At 44.9% G+C, this 15,393-nt stretch carries 13 protein-coding genes; 8 read left to right on the top strand and 5 right to left on the bottom strand.

Annotated features, from left to right (window positions below):
* Positions 1-9: 9 nt before the first annotated feature.
* The gene (gene mnmE / locus KNO75_RS10505) at positions 10-1,389 is read right to left on the bottom strand and encodes a tRNA uridine-5-carboxymethylaminomethyl(34) synthesis GTPase MnmE (RefSeq protein WP_214789931.1); all 1,380 of its coding nucleotides are present in this window, start codon (positions 1,387-1,389) and stop codon (positions 10-12) included.
* 171 nt (positions 1,390-1,560) lie between these two features.
* Here mnmE and KNO75_RS10500 point away from each other — a divergent pair, with 171 nt between their 5' ends.
* Positions 1,561-2,313, top strand: coding sequence for a nucleotidyltransferase domain-containing protein (locus tag KNO75_RS10500; RefSeq protein WP_214821841.1), 753 nt, complete (start codon positions 1,561-1,563; stop codon positions 2,311-2,313).
* 18 nt (positions 2,314-2,331) lie between these two features.
* Here the strand turns inward: KNO75_RS10500 and KNO75_RS10495 are convergent, their stop codons facing one another.
* The 4 genes from KNO75_RS10495 to rpmH all read right to left on the bottom strand — a co-directional run bounded on the left by KNO75_RS10495 (position 2,332) and on the right by rpmH (position 4,578).
* Positions 2,332-2,877, bottom strand: a complete 546-nt coding sequence (locus KNO75_RS10495; RefSeq protein WP_214821837.1) for an HdeD family acid-resistance protein — start codon at positions 2,875-2,877, stop codon at positions 2,332-2,334.
* Between the two features lie 101 nt (positions 2,878-2,978).
* A complete protein-coding gene (gene yidC / locus KNO75_RS10490) occupies positions 2,979-3,839 on the bottom strand; it encodes a membrane protein insertase YidC (protein ID WP_214749506.1) in 861 nt (286 codons plus the stop codon).
* Between the two features lie 105 nt (positions 3,840-3,944).
* Positions 3,945-4,289 (bottom strand): ribonuclease P protein component, encoded by a 345-nt coding sequence (gene rnpA, locus KNO75_RS10485; protein ID WP_214821834.1) that lies wholly within the window; start codon positions 4,287-4,289, stop codon positions 3,945-3,947.
* 154 nt (positions 4,290-4,443) lie between these two features.
* The gene (rpmH, locus tag KNO75_RS10480) at positions 4,444-4,578 is read right to left on the bottom strand and encodes a 50S ribosomal protein L34 (protein ID WP_015880216.1); all 135 of its coding nucleotides are present in this window, start codon (positions 4,576-4,578) and stop codon (positions 4,444-4,446) included.
* A gap of 763 nt (positions 4,579-5,341) precedes the next feature.
* Between rpmH and dnaA the strand changes: the two genes are divergently transcribed.
* The 7 genes from dnaA (at position 5,342) to KNO75_RS10445 (ending at position 15,137) form a co-directional block, all read left to right on the top strand.
* Positions 5,342-6,721: a chromosomal replication initiator protein DnaA gene (gene dnaA, locus KNO75_RS10475; RefSeq protein ID WP_214789923.1), complete on the top strand. Its 1,380-nt coding sequence runs from the start codon at positions 5,342-5,344 to the stop codon at positions 6,719-6,721.
* A 197-nt stretch (positions 6,722-6,918) separates the two neighbouring features.
* A complete protein-coding gene (gene dnaN / locus KNO75_RS10470) occupies positions 6,919-8,058 on the top strand; it encodes a DNA polymerase III subunit beta (protein WP_026824743.1) in 1,140 nt (379 codons plus the stop codon).
* Positions 8,059-8,183: 125 nt separating this feature from the next.
* Positions 8,184-8,399 (top strand): S4 domain-containing protein YaaA, encoded by a 216-nt coding sequence (gene yaaA, locus KNO75_RS10465; protein ID WP_015880213.1) that lies wholly within the window; start codon positions 8,184-8,186, stop codon positions 8,397-8,399.
* A 1-nt stretch (position 8,400) separates the two neighbouring features.
* Positions 8,401-9,519: a DNA replication/repair protein RecF gene (gene recF / locus KNO75_RS10460; protein ID WP_074034078.1), complete on the top strand. Its 1,119-nt coding sequence runs from the start codon at positions 8,401-8,403 to the stop codon at positions 9,517-9,519.
* A 49-nt stretch (positions 9,520-9,568) separates the two neighbouring features.
* Positions 9,569-11,497, top strand: coding sequence for a DNA topoisomerase (ATP-hydrolyzing) subunit B (gene gyrB, locus KNO75_RS10455; RefSeq protein WP_214789921.1), 1,929 nt, complete (start codon positions 9,569-9,571; stop codon positions 11,495-11,497).
* A gap of 22 nt (positions 11,498-11,519) precedes the next feature.
* A complete protein-coding gene (gene gyrA, locus KNO75_RS10450) occupies positions 11,520-14,090 on the top strand; it encodes a DNA gyrase subunit A (protein WP_214795769.1) in 2,571 nt (856 codons plus the stop codon).
* 57 nt (positions 14,091-14,147) lie between these two features.
* Positions 14,148-15,137 carry an HD-GYP domain-containing protein gene (locus tag KNO75_RS10445; protein WP_214821831.1) on the top strand — a complete coding sequence of 330 codons (990 nt, stop codon included), beginning with the start codon at positions 14,148-14,150 and terminating at the stop codon, positions 15,135-15,137.
* The last annotated feature ends 256 nt before the right edge of the window (positions 15,138-15,393 follow it).

Here is a 15,393-nt window from a genome sequence, read left to right as displayed (position 1 = left end):
TCCTCCTTATTATTTCCCAAGACAAAACTGTGAAAAGAGCTGGTCAATCAAGCTCTCTTGTACCGTATCTCCGTTGATTTCACCGAGCGTATCCCACGCTCGACGTAAATCGATTTGGACCATATCAATCGGCATATTCATGACAGCACTACCGAGCGCCTCATCAATTTGACCAATCGTTCGTTTGATTAACTGAATGTGTCGAGCGTTTGAGATATATGTCATATCTTGTGACTCGACGCCTTTTGCAAAGAAGAGGTTCGCGATTGCCGCTTCAAGCGCATCGATTCCCTCATCTAGTAAGAGCGACGTCGCCACGATTGGACGTCCTGCCGCTAGTTTCTCTAGCTTAGAAGAATCCATGTTTTGTGGCAAGTCTGTCTTGTTGATGATGATGATCGCATTCATCCCTTTGACCGCCTCAAACAACGCCTCATCTTCGACCGTCAATCCTTCATGCCCGTTCAAGACGAGAAGAACCAAGTCCGCCGCTTCCAACGCCTTCCTTGATTTTTCTACACCGATGCGTTCAACGATATCTTCCGTCTCACGAATACCGGCAGTGTCCACCAATTTGAGTGGGACTCCTTTCACGTTGACATATTCTTCAATCGTGTCACGTGTCGTTCCGGCAATTTCAGTGACAATCGCTTTCGTCTCCTGCACGAGCGTATTCATGAGCGAGGACTTCCCGACGTTCGGTCGTCCGATAATCGCCGTAGCCAAGCCTTCACGCAAGATTTTCCCTTGTCGCGCCGTTTCGAGCAACTCCTCGAGGATACGTTTGACTTCGCCCGCTTTCTCTTCGACGATCGCTTGCGTCATCTCTTCCGCGTCATACTCTGGATAATCAATATTGACCTCGACTGCCGCAATCGTCTCGAGCAATTGTTGACGGAGTTCGCGGACGAGTCGTGACAACCGACCTTCCATTTGAGACATCGCGACGTTCATCGCCCGATCGGTTTTCGCCCGAATCAAGTCCATGACCGCCTCTGCTTGTGACAAATCGATTCGACCGTTTAAAAAGGCGCGTTTCGTGAACTCGCCTGGTTCTGCCAAGCGGATGTCGGGTTGGTCGAGAATGAGTTCAAGGACACGATTGACCGCAACGACGCCTCCGTGACAATTGATTTCGACGACATCTTCTCGTGTAAACGTCTTCGGCGCCCGCATGATACTGACCATGACTTCATCGACGACTTCGCCCGTGTCAGGACGCTTTAACGTACCGTAATGAATTGTATGTGAATCGACCGTTGTTAAGTCTTTTCCAGAAAACACATTGTTCACCGTTTCGACCGCCAAATCGCCTGATAATCGGACGATGCCAATGGCACCTTCACCCATCGGCGTCGAAATCGCTGTAATCGTGTCAAACTCTAGCATCTTTCTCCCTCCAAACCTAAGCCATCTTCTTCTATCATATGCATAACGAACCTACTATACACGATATTCGACTTGAACGAAAGAGTTCACCCGCCGATGAAGTCATTGCAGTTCCTATCATTATTTTCGTACAATAAAGGAATATATTTACAGAGAAGAGAGGGTATACACATGAAGCAACTAGAAGCGATTCAAATCATCACGGAACGATTAGAACAGGATGAAGCGGTTCAAGCGATTTTTATGAAAGGCTCATTCGGTCGTGGAGAAGCCGATGAGCATTCAGATATCGACCTTTACGTGATGGTACACGCAGATCAGGAAGAATTGTTTTTATCGAGACGACTCGATCACCTTCGTTCGTATCGACCTGTTCTGTTGAAAGACGACATCTTCATAGTCGCCCCTCAACTCATTGTGGTATTCGATGATTTTCTTCACCTCGACTTATTCACTGTCACAAAAGAGACGTTGAATCATCAAGACTCGATCCATATCCTCTATGATCCGCACCAGCTCCTCACTGCACATGAAAGTTCGTTACAGATTGAAGAAGAGTCGACAAGTGATCATGCCTTCGACACCGTTTGGTTCTTTTTCCAATATACGAAATCAAGAAATCGCGGTAACGACATTTGGGCAACCGAAATGCTTCGTCAAGGAATGGTTCATTTCGCATACGTATTGGCTGCGCATCATACGCCCGATCGAGCCTCGCTCGGTTTAAAAGATGTATCGCAACGAAACGACATCAATTTAGGATTCTTTTATGAACAATTGACTCCAACGAATCATGAAAAAGCCGCCCGACTCTACATCGAGCGACTTAAAGAAGAACACCCTTTCTTCCAATCCTTATCCGGCTACAATGTGTTTGGACCGTTTATGGAACAGTTGCTTCAACGAGAAACAAACCGCCCTTGAAAGAGGACGGTTTGTTTTTTAGTAACGTGCTTGTCGTTTCGTCGAACGAATCGTGAAATAGAGGAACAATTCTAGAATTGCAATGGCGATGAGTATTCCACCGAAAAGCTGGAATAGGACAAGCAGACTACTGAACGGATTCGTCAGCATAAGAATCCCGACACCAATCCACAATAGACTGCCAATCAAAAACCAGAGCCATCGTCCTGCCATCGATTGACGGTAACCGAACGCCTGAATGAGGCGAATGATCCCTCCAAATAAAAACAGCGCCCCGATTAAAATCGGGAGAAGACTAGCTAGCGTCTCAGCGAAGAAAAAGACGACCGCTGCCAAAATCAAATAGATGAGACCCATAAAGAAAGCCGGTGGTAACCCACCCTGTCGTCTACGAACCCCTTGAAACATCATCCATACGCCCATGATCGCCAAGTATCCCGCAATCACGTACACCATGACGTCAAAGAAAAATCGAGGGTACAGTAGAATAAGAACACCGAGCACAAAGTAAATGATTGCTTGCCATAACGTCGAACGTTCTACACGATGAATAAATGCCTCCATGTTTCCACACCTCCATTTACCCGTTTCTTTCATTATTCCCGTCTTCTCGACATACAATCCTATAAAAAAAGCTGAGTGTCAGATGACACTCAGCTTAACGATTATTTACGTTTTTTCTTTTTGTTTTTCTTTTCTTCTTCAGCAAGTGCTGCACGCTCTGCTTCTTTCGCGGCAATTTTTGCTTCTGCTGCTACCTTCATCTTCTCACGCATCGGGAGCATGATTGCCATCGTGACGATGATTGAGATGATATAACCGACTACCCAGTACAATGAAAGGGCGGCTGGAAGGTTGATCGACATGATGAAAATCATGACTGGGAAGATGTAAAGCATCATCTTCAATTGTGGGTTCTGTTCTTGACCCGCCATTGAGATTTTTTGTTGAACGAACGTCAAGACTGCCGCCAAAATCGGCAAGATGAACGTCGGGTCCGGAGCTCCAAGGTCGAACCATAAGAAGTCCGCTTCGAAAATCTCAGGTGTACGACGAATCGCATCATAGAATGCGAAGAGAATCGGCATTTGAATCAAGATTGGCAAACACCCTGCGAGCGGGTTGATTTGGTATTCTTGATAAAGTTTCATCATCTCTTCTTGAAGTTTACGCTGTGTTTCTTGGTCTTTTGAGCTGTACTTCTCACGAAGCTTCAACATTTCCGGTTGCAAGACTTGCATGGCACCCATACTCTTCGTCTGTTTGATCATGAGCGGGAGAATCAATAAACGAACGATAATCGTTGCGATAATGATTGAAATCCCATATTGCCACGGGCCACCGACTAAATAAGCAACTTCCTTCAAAAGCCATGCGAGCGGCCATACAAAGTACTTCGCCCAGAAACCTTCTGTGTCAGCCGTAATTGGTTCGGCTTGGATGGTAGACGGATCCACACAGCCTGCCATCAGCATAATGACCGCAGTCATGGCAGCGAGTAATCCTAATTTTAGCTTTTTGCTCATAGTTCCTCCTACGCTTTCTTTATCAATTCTTTTTTAACGCACACGTCGATCGGGCAATCTTATAAGACTCTAATTATATGAGAGAACAAATTCAGATTGTCATGGTCACCGGCTTTGTTTTTGCCAAACCTTCGCTCGTTTGAATACGTGTTTCAAACTCTCGGTCACTTCCGACTGCGTCAATGCGGTCGCAGGCTTCCGGGCGATGATCACATAATCATTCGGCGCAACGTTCGGTTCAAGCAAGCGAAGCGACTCACGCATCAATCGTTTCATGCGGTTTCGTTCTACAGCATTTCCAAGCTTTTTGCTGACAGAAAGACCCACTCTGAAATGCGCTTGATCCGCTTTGAGCGTGTAGACGACAAACTGACGATTGGCCACGGAGCGTCCTTCGCGAAACACCGCTTGGAACTCTTCATTCTTTTGCAGGCGGTATTCTTTTTTCAAAATTCTCACTCCATCCTTCGCTTCAAAAATCGTCAACTAACATCATATCATATCCACATCATTTGAACGAGGGAGAATCCATGAAATGCTACGTTTCTGTGACAAACTAAAAAATTGCCCGAGGAAAGGATCCCCGGGCAATCTTCATTCGAAATTATACAGTCAAGGCTTTACGGCCTTTACGACGACGAGCAGCAAGAATGTTGCGACCGTTTTTAGTCGCCATGCGTGCACGGAATCCGTGGACTTTCTTACGCTTACGGTTGTTAGGGTTGAAAGTTGGTTTCATGGTTACAGCACCTCCTCAAGATTAACGCTCTATTAGCAAGTTATAGTTTCATTTAAGGCAGTCTTTAAGATTATATAAATCGAATCAACAATTGTCAATGTATTTTCGAACGGTTTTCGAATCAGATAGATTACGTGATCTGGAGGCATCATTCGGGATGGTTCAATTTTGTCTAGAACAGCTTATATGAATCCAGATTGATACGAAACCTTTACGTATTTCTTAAACGGTCTTTATAAATAGCGATGTTGAGCCATTTTATCCACATATTCACGAAGTTATCCACACTTATATGTGAATAACTCTTCTTTTTTCACATCCGAATTCTTCATTTTTTCATTTTCTTCTTTTACAAAACTTTTCTTCCCTTCACTTCCTCCTCTTTTGTGTATAACTTTTTCACTCTCTTATCTCTCATAATGTCTTTATCCACAACATATCCACAGTTTATCCACAAAACACACAGCATGTGGATAAGTGGGTGTGGATACTTTTCTTTATCTGTGGATAAATACCAAAAAGCATTGCCACGTCTATTTTATTTTGCTAAACTGAATGTGCACAAACTTGTGGATGAACAATTCGTGATTCCAAGATATACACAGGCTGTGGATAAGTGTTATCCCCATAATGAACACCATGTGGATAACTTTATCCACAGTTTTTATTCTCTGGGGATAACCCTAGTTTCTACTATAAAATAGTGTATGTGTATATCGTGTGAATAAGTTTTACCAAACATGTGAGTAAAGGAGGTCTTTCATTGAAGAATGCTCGCGAGATTTGGAGAAACGTCTTATCTGTAATTGAAGAAGAGGAACGAACTCCAAAAGCTAGTTTTGACATGTGGTTGAAATCAACCGAAGGGATATCATTGATGGGAACGACACTCGTTGTGTCGGCACCTGCCAGTTTTATCGTTACATGGTTAGAGCGACAGTACTTGTCACTTTTACAAGATACGGTCGAAGAAATTACGAACAACAAGCTCGAAATTCATTTTATTGAAGAATCTCAAGCACACAAGTATGCTCCAGCTGATGGATCGTCACACGAATCCATTGCCGTGACGGAAACAAGAGAACAGCCCTTACCATTACCCTCAAAAGAGGAAGGGGATCTCGGACAGCTGAATGACAAATATATCTTTGAGACGTTTGTCATCGGATCGGGGAACCGATTTGCCCACGCCGCATCACTAGCTGTCGCTGAAGCGCCGGCACGTGCATATAACCCACTATTCATTTATGGGGGAGTCGGACTCGGCAAAACGCATTTGATGCATGCAATCGGTCATTATGTAAAAGCTCAAAAACCAGGAGCGCGCATTGCATATGTCTCGTCTGAAAAATTTACGAATGAATTCATTAACTCAATTCGAGACAACAAAACTGGGGAATTCCGCAATCGCTATCGGAATATCGATGTATTGCTCATTGATGACATTCAGTTCTTAGCCGGGAAAGAACAAACGCAGGAAGAGTTTTTCCACACGTTCAATGCGCTACACAATGATCAGAAACAAATCGTCATTTCAAGTGATCGACCACCTAAAGAAATCCCGACGTTAGAAGATCGTCTGCGTTCACGTTTCGAGTGGGGACTCATTACGGACATCACACCACCTGACCTTGAAACTCGGATTGCGATTCTCCGTAAAAAGGCGACTGCTGAAGGTCTCGATATTTCAAACGAGGTCATGCTTTATATCGCAAATCAAATCGATACGAACATCCGTGAGCTAGAAGGGGCATTGACACGCGTTGTCGCTTACGCAAAACTAGTTGGGCGACCAATCGACCCAGACGTAGCAGCAGAAGCGCTTCATAATATCATGCCAGTCCAAGAAGCGAAAAAGATTGTCATTCGTGACATTCAAGAAGTTGTCGGTCAACATTTCAACATTCAAGTAGAAGAATTGAACTCGAAGAAACGCACAAAAACGTTAGCATTCCCACGCCAAATCGCAATGTACCTGTCTCGAGAAATGACAGAGAGTTCATTACCGAAAATTGGGGAAGAGTTCGGAGGGCGTGATCATACGACTGTTATTCATGCGCATGAGAAAATTAGTACGCTTCTGAAAAATGATGTGGAAATGCAAGAGACGATTCAAACGTTGAAAAAGGCGCTTTCAAACTAATAACGGATTCTCTGTGGATATCCTGTGGATAAACCACCTTAGTTATCCACAGGTTATTCACAGGCTAAATGGCTTTGTACGTATGCTTAAGGGGACTTATCCCCAGTATCCACAGCCCTTATTACTATTATGACTTAATTAATACTATTATTATCATTAGTAAAATGACTCATTTCACCTTAGGAGGAATTATCCACATGCATTTAACGATTCAACGAGATGTATTCATGCAAGCCGTACAAGACGTATCAAAAGCTGTGGCTTCACGAACGACTATTCCAATTTTGACAGGGTTAAAACTTGAAGCACATGCAGATGGTTTAACACTGACAGGAAGTGATACCGAAATTTCGATTGAACGTTTGATCCCAATCGAAGAAGGTGGAATCGAACTCATTCAGATTCAACGCGCTGGGAGTGTCGTGTTAAACGCACGCTTCTTAGGAGAAATCGTGAAAAAGTTGCCAACGAACGAAGTTACACTCGAAGTGTCACCGAACTTTATGACACGAATTGAGTCTGGCCAAGCAGAATTCCACTTAAACGGTCTCGACCCGGACGAATATCCTCGTCTCCCAGAACTTGCGAGTGACCGTCGTTTCTATCTACCAGCTGATCTCTTGAAGACGATCATCCGTCAGACAAGCTTCGCTGTTTCATCGCAAGAAACGCGCCCTGTTCTAACGGGAGTCAACTTCTCTGCTGAGAAAGGCTTCCTCACATGTGTGGCAACAGACAGCCACCGTTTGGCACTTCGTCGTGCCCGCTTTGAGACAGATAACGACTTAACGTTCCAAAACGTCGTCGTCCCAGGTCGTTCACTCAACGAATTGGCTAAATTACTCGACCGTGAAGAGTTGCCGATTGAAATCGTACTGACGGATCAGCAGATTTTGTTCCGAATGAAAAATATCTCGTTCTTCTCTCGTTTGTTAGATGGTGCGTACCCAGACACGTCACGTCTCATTCCGGAAGAATATCGTACAGCGGTCCGCATGAATGCAAAAGAATTCTTGCAAGCCATCGACCGTGCGTCACTCTTGGCACGTGCCGATCGAAACAACGTCATTAAATTTGTCGCGGAAGATACAACAGCAGTAGAAGTATCTTCACATTCACCTGAAGTCGGTAAAGTGTCTGAGCGTGTCAGCATTTTATCGCTTGAAGGGGAAGAATTGAAAATCTCCTTCAACTCTAAATTTGTAATGGATGCGCTTCGTGCGCTCGATGCATCTGAAATCGAAATCCAATTCACGGGTTCGATGCGACCGTTCATTTTACGACCGGTTGAACAAGATAGCGTTCTTCAACTGATTTTGCCAGTCCGCACATCGTAAGCAGCGGATAGGGATGATGAGGTGTCTGACCTTGTCATCCCTTTTTTGCCTTATTCGACGATTTTCGATAAACTAATATGTATGGCGATTTTTTCAGATCAGCATGTGAGAAAGGAAGTGACGACATGGAAAAAGTGTCGATTACAACCGAGTATGTGACACTCGGACAATTTTTAAAATTAGCAGATATCATCTCAAGTGGGGGACAAGCAAAGTTCTTTTTAGAAGATGTCATGATCAAAGTGAACGGTGAACAGGACCAACGCCGTGGTCGTAAATTGAGAGATGGAGATACGATCGAAGTCGAAGGCTTCGGTGAATATCAAATCGAGGGAAACTGACGTGCATTTAAAGTCGATCCGATTGCAAAATTATCGCAACTACGAAACCCTCGAGCTAGATTTCTCAGAACAGACGAATGTTCTAATTGGTGAGAATGCCCAAGGAAAAACGAATCTTCTCGAATCGATTTACGTACTTGCGCTCGCAAAATCGCATCGGACGACACAAGACCGAGAATTGATCGGTTGGGAAGCTGATGCCGCAAGTATCGAAGGACGGATTCATAAGCGTACCGGCGAATCGGTGCAGAGTCTCTCATTTTCTCCTAAAGGAAAAAAAGCAAAGCTCAATCATTTAGAACAACGTCGTCTCAGTGACTATGTCGGCGCATTTAACGTCGTCTTGTTCGCCCCTGAAGACTTAGCCATCGTCAAAGGCAGTCCACAAGGGAGACGGCGATTTTTAGATATGGAAATCGGTCAGGTCAGTCCCGTGTACTTACACGAGCTCAATCAATATTTGAAAACGTTAAAACAACGAAACGCCTTATTAAAGCAGTTATCCACAAAGGGTGGGGATGAGACGTTACTTGAAGTGTTGACGGACCAATTGATTGAACTCGCCGTGAAAATTGTGATGAGGCGCTATCATTTCATTGATCAACTCGAAAAATGGGCCAATCCGATTCATTCAGGGATTACACGAGAGTTAGAAACACTGACGATTCAATACGTTTCTGACACGTTCCAAAAAGAACGTTTCTCAAAAGAACAGATGTTTGAAACGTATCGTCAAAAGTTTGATAAAATAAGAGAGAACGAACGACGAAGAGGTGTGACCTTATTTGGTCCGCACCGTGACGATTTTGAATTGTACGTAAACGATCGAAACGTTCAAACGTTCGGTTCACAAGGTCAGCAACGAACGGCTGCCTTGTCATTGAAGCTAGCTGAAATTGAATTGATTCATGAAGAAGTGGGCGAATATCCTCTTTTGTTATTAGACGATGTGTTATCTGAACTTGACGATCATCGCCAAACCCATCTACTCGATACGATGGGACGAAAAGTACAAACGATTTTGACGACAACAAATATTGATGGAATCGCACATGAAACCATTCAACAGGCCAAAGTGTTTCACGTGAAACAAGGCGAAGTCGAAACAGAATCCGTGTAATCGTGGTAAGAAGGAACACCAAATCATGTATAGTAGGTGAAAATAACCGATGAGTAATGAAAACGAAAAAGAATTGCAAGCGTACGGCGCCGATCAGATTCAAGTTCTTGAAGGCTTAGAGGCTGTCCGTAAACGTCCAGGTATGTATATCGGTTCCACAAGCTCTCGTGGTCTCCACCATTTGGTATGGGAGATTGTCGATAACTCGATTGATGAGGCGCTTGCTGGTTACTGTGACACAATCACAGTAACGGTCGAGCCAGGAAACTCAATCGTTGTTGAAGATAACGGACGCGGGATTCCAGTCGACGTCCAAAAGAAAACAGGTCGACCTGCCGTTGAAGTTATTTTCACGGTATTGCACGCTGGCGGTAAATTCGGCGGCGGTGGATACAAAGTTTCAGGTGGTCTACACGGTGTAGGGGCGTCGGTTGTTAACGCACTATCGACGAAACTTGAAGTGTTCGTTCGTCGCGACGGAAACGTGTACTATCAATCGTTCAAACGTGGCGTTCCGCAAGGCGAACTCGAAATCGTCGGGACGACAGATACGACAGGAACGACTGTCCGCTTCTTCCCGGACGGCGATATCTTCCAAGAAACGCTCGAGTATGACTTCGATTTGTTGGCAACACGTCTTCGTGAGCTTGCCTTCTTAAACAAAGGGCTACGGATTGTCGCAAAAGATGATCGTAGCGATGAGACGATTGAACGCAATTATCACTACGAGGGTGGAATCAAGTCCTACGTAGAGCATTTGAACCGTTCAAAAGCATCGATTCATGAAGAGCCTGTGTATGTACATGGTACAAAAGACGGGATTGAAGTAGAGATTGCCCTTCAGTACAACGAAGGTTTCGCAAGTAACATCTACTCATTCACGAACAACATCCCGACACATGAAGGTGGAACGCACGAGACTGGATTTAAAACAGCGCTCACACGTTCAATCAATGATTATGCGAAGCGGTTCGGATTGATGAAAGAGGCCGACGGCAGTCTTTCAGGAGATGATGTCCGTGAAGGATTGACGGCGATTGTCTCCGTCAAACACCCGTCTCCTCAATTTGAAGGACAGACGAAGACGAAACTGGGAAATGCCGATGCTCGTACGGCGACAGATACGTTATTCAGTGACACGTTCGAACAATTCTTGCTCGAGAACCCATCAGTCGGTCGTCTTATCGTCGACAAAGGATTGATGGCAGCACGCGCACGCCTTGCTGCGAAACGCGCACGTGAGATGACACGTCGTAAAGGTATTCTCGAAGTCAGTTCATTACCAGGGAAATTGGCCGACTGTTCATCGAAAGACGCTTCGAAATCTGAACTATACATCGTTGAGGGTGACTCAGCGGGTGGTTCGGCGAAATCTGGTCGTGACCGTCACTTCCAAGCAATCTTGCCGATTCGAGGAAAAATCATCAACGTCGAGAAAGCACGTCTTGATAAGATTTTGGCCAACCAAGAAGTTCGGACAATCATCACGGCTCTCGGAACAGGGATTGCAGATGAGTTCGATTTATCAAAAGCGCGTTACCATAAACTGATCATCATGACCGATGCCGATGTCGACGGAGCGCACATTCGTACGCTGTTGTTGACGTTCTTCTATCGCTATATGCGTCCACTTGTGGAAAGTGGATACGTCTATATCGCTCAACCACCGCTCTATGGTGTGAAGCACGGTAAAGAAACGATCTATGTTCAAAACGAGCGAGAGTTGCAAGCGACACTCGCACAACTTCCTGAAAATGCACGTTATAGCGTTCAACGTTACAAGGGTCTTGGAGAGATGGATCCTGAACAGTTATGGAATACGACGATGAACCCAGAAACGCGTTCGATGCTTCGCGTCGATCTTCAAGATGCGATTGAGGCAGATGAGATTTTTGAAACGCTCATGGGTGACAACGTCGAACCACGCCGTGACTTTATTCAATCTCACGCCCATTACGTGAAGAACCTCGATATTTAATAAGAAGGGTAGGCAATAACGAATGGCAGAACAAGAAAATATCAAGGATATAAATATTAGCCAAGAGATGCGAACGTCGTTCATGGACTATGCGATGAGCGTCATCGTATCACGTGCCCTTCCGGACGTGCGAGATGGTTTGAAGCCGGTTCACCGTCGTATTTTGTATGCGATGAACGAGCTCGGGATTCGCGCGGACAAGCCACATAAGAAGTCGGCGCGTGTCGTCGGGGACGTTATCGGTAAGTATCACCCACACGGTGACTCAGCCGTTTACGAAACGATGGTTCGTATGGCTCAAGACTTCAGTTATCGTTATGAATTAGTCGACGGTCACGGGAACTTCGGTTCAGTCGATGGCGACTCGGCCGCTGCGATGCGTTATACCGAGGCACGTATGTCTAAAATTGCAATGGAACTCGTACGAGACATCGGCAAAAACACAATCGATTACCAACCGAACTTCGATGGTGAAGAAAAAGAGCCGGTCGTTCTTCCGGCTCGCTTCCCGAACTTCCTTGTCAATGGGACAAGCGGGATTGCAGTCGGGATGGCAACGAACGTGCCTCCACATAACTTGAATGAAGTCATCGATGGAGTGTTGGCTCTTTCTCATAACCCGGACATCACCATCGCCGAATTGATGCAGCACATCCCAGGTCCTGACTTCCCGACAGCGGGAGAGATTTTGGGACGTAGTGGAATTCGTCGTGCGTATGAGACTGGACGTGGATCGATTACGATGCGTGCGAAAGCCGAAATCGAAACGTTGAAAAACGGCCGTGAACGAATCCTCGTTCATGAAATCCCATATCAAGTCAACAAGGCACGTCTCGTTGAGAAAATTGCGGATTTGGTACGTGATAAAAAAATCGAAGGAATCACAGACTTACGTGATGAATCCGATCGTAACGGAATGCGTGTCGTTATCGAAGTTCGTCGAGATGCGAATGCGAGTGTGATTTTAAACAACTTGTATAAGCAAACACCGATGCAGACGACGTTCGGAGTGAACATGCTTGCCCTTGTAGGCGGTCGCCCGAAAACGTTGAACATCAAACAAGCAATCTATTACTACATCGAACACCAAAAAGAAGTCGTCCGTCGTCGTACGCAATTCGATTTGGATAAAGCGGAAGCACGTGCCCACATCTTAGAGGGACTTCGTGTCGCCCTCGATCACTTGGATGAAGTTATCGCTATCATCCGTAGTACACGTACTGGTGACGAGGCGCGTGAGAAGTTGATTGCCCGCTTCGGACTTTCTACTGAGCAAACGCAAGCGATTTTAGATATGCGTCTTCAACGATTGACTGGTTTGGAACGCGAAAAAATCGAAGGCGAGTATCGCGAAGTGAAAGCATTGATTGAGGAACTCCGTGCGATTCTTGGTGATGAGGAATTACTCCTTGATATCATTCGTAACGAGTTGCTTGAAATCAAAGAGCGATATGGTGATGCACGTCGTACCGTGATTCGTACGGATATCATTGAACTTGAGGATGAGGATTTGATCCCAGTTCGCGACATGATGATCACGCTTACGAGTGAAGGATACATTAAATCAATTCCATCCGATTCATATCGCGCACAGCGTCGTGGTGGACGTGGAAAACAAGGGATGGGGACGAACGATGAAGACTTCGTACTTCGTTTGCTGTCCGCGTCAACACATGACACGATTCTCTTCTTTACGAACTTTGGACGTGTCTTCCGCCTCAAAGGATACGAAATTCCTGAGATGAGTCGTACCGCAAAAGGAATGCCAATCATCAACTTGCTTCAAATTGATAAAGGTGAAAAAGTCGAAACGATGATTCCTGTCGATTTCAACAGTTACCTGGCAAACCAAACGGTAGCAGAAGATGCGCAGAACGAATCGGAAGAAGAAGTGGCAGACGAACAATTGTCTCTCGTCTTCATTACGAAAGAAGGTTTGATTAAGCGTTCGCCACTCTCGGCATACGCCCGAATCAACAAAAATGGTCTTCGTGCCATCAGCTTGAATGAAACAGATGAGCTCGTTACCGTCCGCTTGGCGAAGAGCGATGATGAAATGTTGATTGTCACACGCCAAGGAATGTCAATCCGTTTCCCTCTCGAAGGAGAAGTTCGATCGATGGGACGTACGGCACGTGGTGTGCGCGCGATTCGTTTGAAGAAAGACGATGATTTGGTCGTCTCAATGGAAATCGTTCGTACGACGCAAGACGTCTTGATCATCACGGAAAAAGGATTTGGAAAACGTACAGCCATGGAGCAGTTCCGTACACAAGGTCGTGGTGGTTCCGGAATCATCGGAATTAAAACAGATCGCGGAACGGTCGTGGGAATGCGTGTCGTTGATGAAGATGATGACATCATGTTGATGACTGAACATGGCGTTGCCATTCGTATCGATTCGCAAACCATCTCTCAGATGGGCCGTAGCACACGTGGTGTGAAAGTGATGAACATTGAAGATGGCGATCGTTTAGCGACAATCGCAAAATTGAAAAAAGATGAGTTAGAAGAGGAATCAGCAGTCGATTTGGAGAATGGGTTTGAGGATGAAGCACCTGAAACCGACGAATCGTCTGATGTGAATGAGTAAGACGAAAGGTCGAACGGTGTTTCCGTTCGACCTTTTTCATATATAGGAGGGATTCGCGTGCGTTTGAACTTATCCGCTGTACATGTTGGCATGACGTTATTGTCACCCGTTTCTTCCTTAGAGGCAGGAATTCATTTAACAAATGAACATTTGCGTTTACTCCGTTTCTTAAAGATTGAAGCCATTGATGTCGCACCAGTTGAACAAACAATCTTTACTTCTATAGAGGAAAGGCGTCTTTGTGAACAGGTTCTTCAATATGAGAAACATTATAATCAGTGGGAAGAGCGAATCGCCCCGAACCCATATGAAGGTCTAGAGTTCGTTCATCAACTATTTCGTCAAGAACTGCCGCTTTCGGCAGTCGTACATTTTTTTACGCATCAACCATTGCGAAAAAACCATGTCATCTACCATGCGATCTATCGAGCACTCGTTGCTCGCACATTATCAAAGTACCGAGGCGATGAACATCAACTTCAATTTGATTATGGAATTGCTTCTTATTTTGCAGATGCGAGTTACGCTAAAATTAGAAAATGGTCTCATATGCGTTATTTCACGAAAATGGAACGCGAACTACTATACCAACATCCACTCGTCTCAGCTGCCATGCTTCCGAGTAATCAAACATTACGGGGACGTGTCTATCAATTGATCACCGAGCATCACGAACGTTTAGATGGGTCTGGGTTCCCAAACCGTCTAACCGAGCGTGAGTTGAATCCCGCGTCGCCTTTATTTATTGTCGCGGACCGTTTTTGTCAGTTAACGGCACCCCGAACGTTTCGGAAACCACTTTCACAAGAAGAGGCGTACTTCTATATGTGGCAAAACAAAGCCTATGATGAAGAAGCTTTGACGCTTCTCGCTACATTGCTCGGGTTTTATGAAATCGGTCGACCCGTTTTATTAAGTAGTGGAGTGCGGGGGAAAATTCACGCCTACACGAATCGTATTGAGCGACCTGTCATTATAGAAGATACAGACAGGATAGAATATGATTTATCACGGTTGGCCGAAGTAAAAATTATATCGTTTCAATAAGAGATAACTGGCGATTCCTTGCATCGAAAATAATAGGAATCGTCTTTATTTATTCTTTTTTAAAAAACTTTATTTTTATAGTTGACGGATATAAAGTCAGGTGCTATTATAAATGAGTCGCTAAGAGCGGCAGACGAACTTTGAAAACTGAACGATGAGGCAAAAATAAGTTTTACAATTTTTGAATGAAGCGCAAGCTTCGTCAATTTAAGAGCTATATCAAATTCTTTGGAGAGTTTGATCCTGGCTCAGGACG

The sequence above is a fragment of the Exiguobacterium sp. s35 genome, assembly GCF_018617535.1.
Lineage (GTDB): Bacteria > Bacillota > Bacilli > Exiguobacteriales > Exiguobacteriaceae > Exiguobacterium > Exiguobacterium aestuarii.
Note: the sequence above shows the minus strand (reverse complement) of the source record. Positions and strands in the feature narration are given on the sequence as shown.

Excerpts from the sequence above, each read along its gene's own strand:
- mnmE (WP_214789931.1), bottom strand. The coding sequence starts at position 1,389 with ATGCTAGAGTTTGACACGATTACAGCGATTTCGACGCCGATGGGTGAA.
- KNO75_RS10500 (WP_214821841.1), top strand. The coding sequence starts at position 1,561 with ATGAAGCAACTAGAAGCGATTCAAATCATCACGGAACGATTAGAACAG.
- KNO75_RS10495 (WP_214821837.1), bottom strand. The coding sequence starts at position 2,877 with ATGGAGGCATTTATTCATCGTGTAGAACGTTCGACGTTATGGCAAGCA.
- yidC (WP_214749506.1), bottom strand. The coding sequence starts at position 3,839 with ATGAGCAAAAAGCTAAAATTAGGATTACTCGCTGCCATGACTGCGGTC.
- rpmH (WP_015880216.1), bottom strand. The coding sequence starts at position 4,578 with ATGAAACCAACTTTCAACCCTAACAACCGTAAGCGTAAGAAAGTCCAC.
- dnaN (WP_026824743.1), top strand. The coding sequence starts at position 6,919 with ATGCATTTAACGATTCAACGAGATGTATTCATGCAAGCCGTACAAGAC.
- yaaA (WP_015880213.1), top strand. The coding sequence starts at position 8,184 with ATGGAAAAAGTGTCGATTACAACCGAGTATGTGACACTCGGACAATTT.
- gyrB (WP_214789921.1), top strand. The coding sequence starts at position 9,569 with ATGAGTAATGAAAACGAAAAAGAATTGCAAGCGTACGGCGCCGATCAG.
- gyrA (WP_214795769.1), top strand. The coding sequence starts at position 11,520 with ATGGCAGAACAAGAAAATATCAAGGATATAAATATTAGCCAAGAGATG.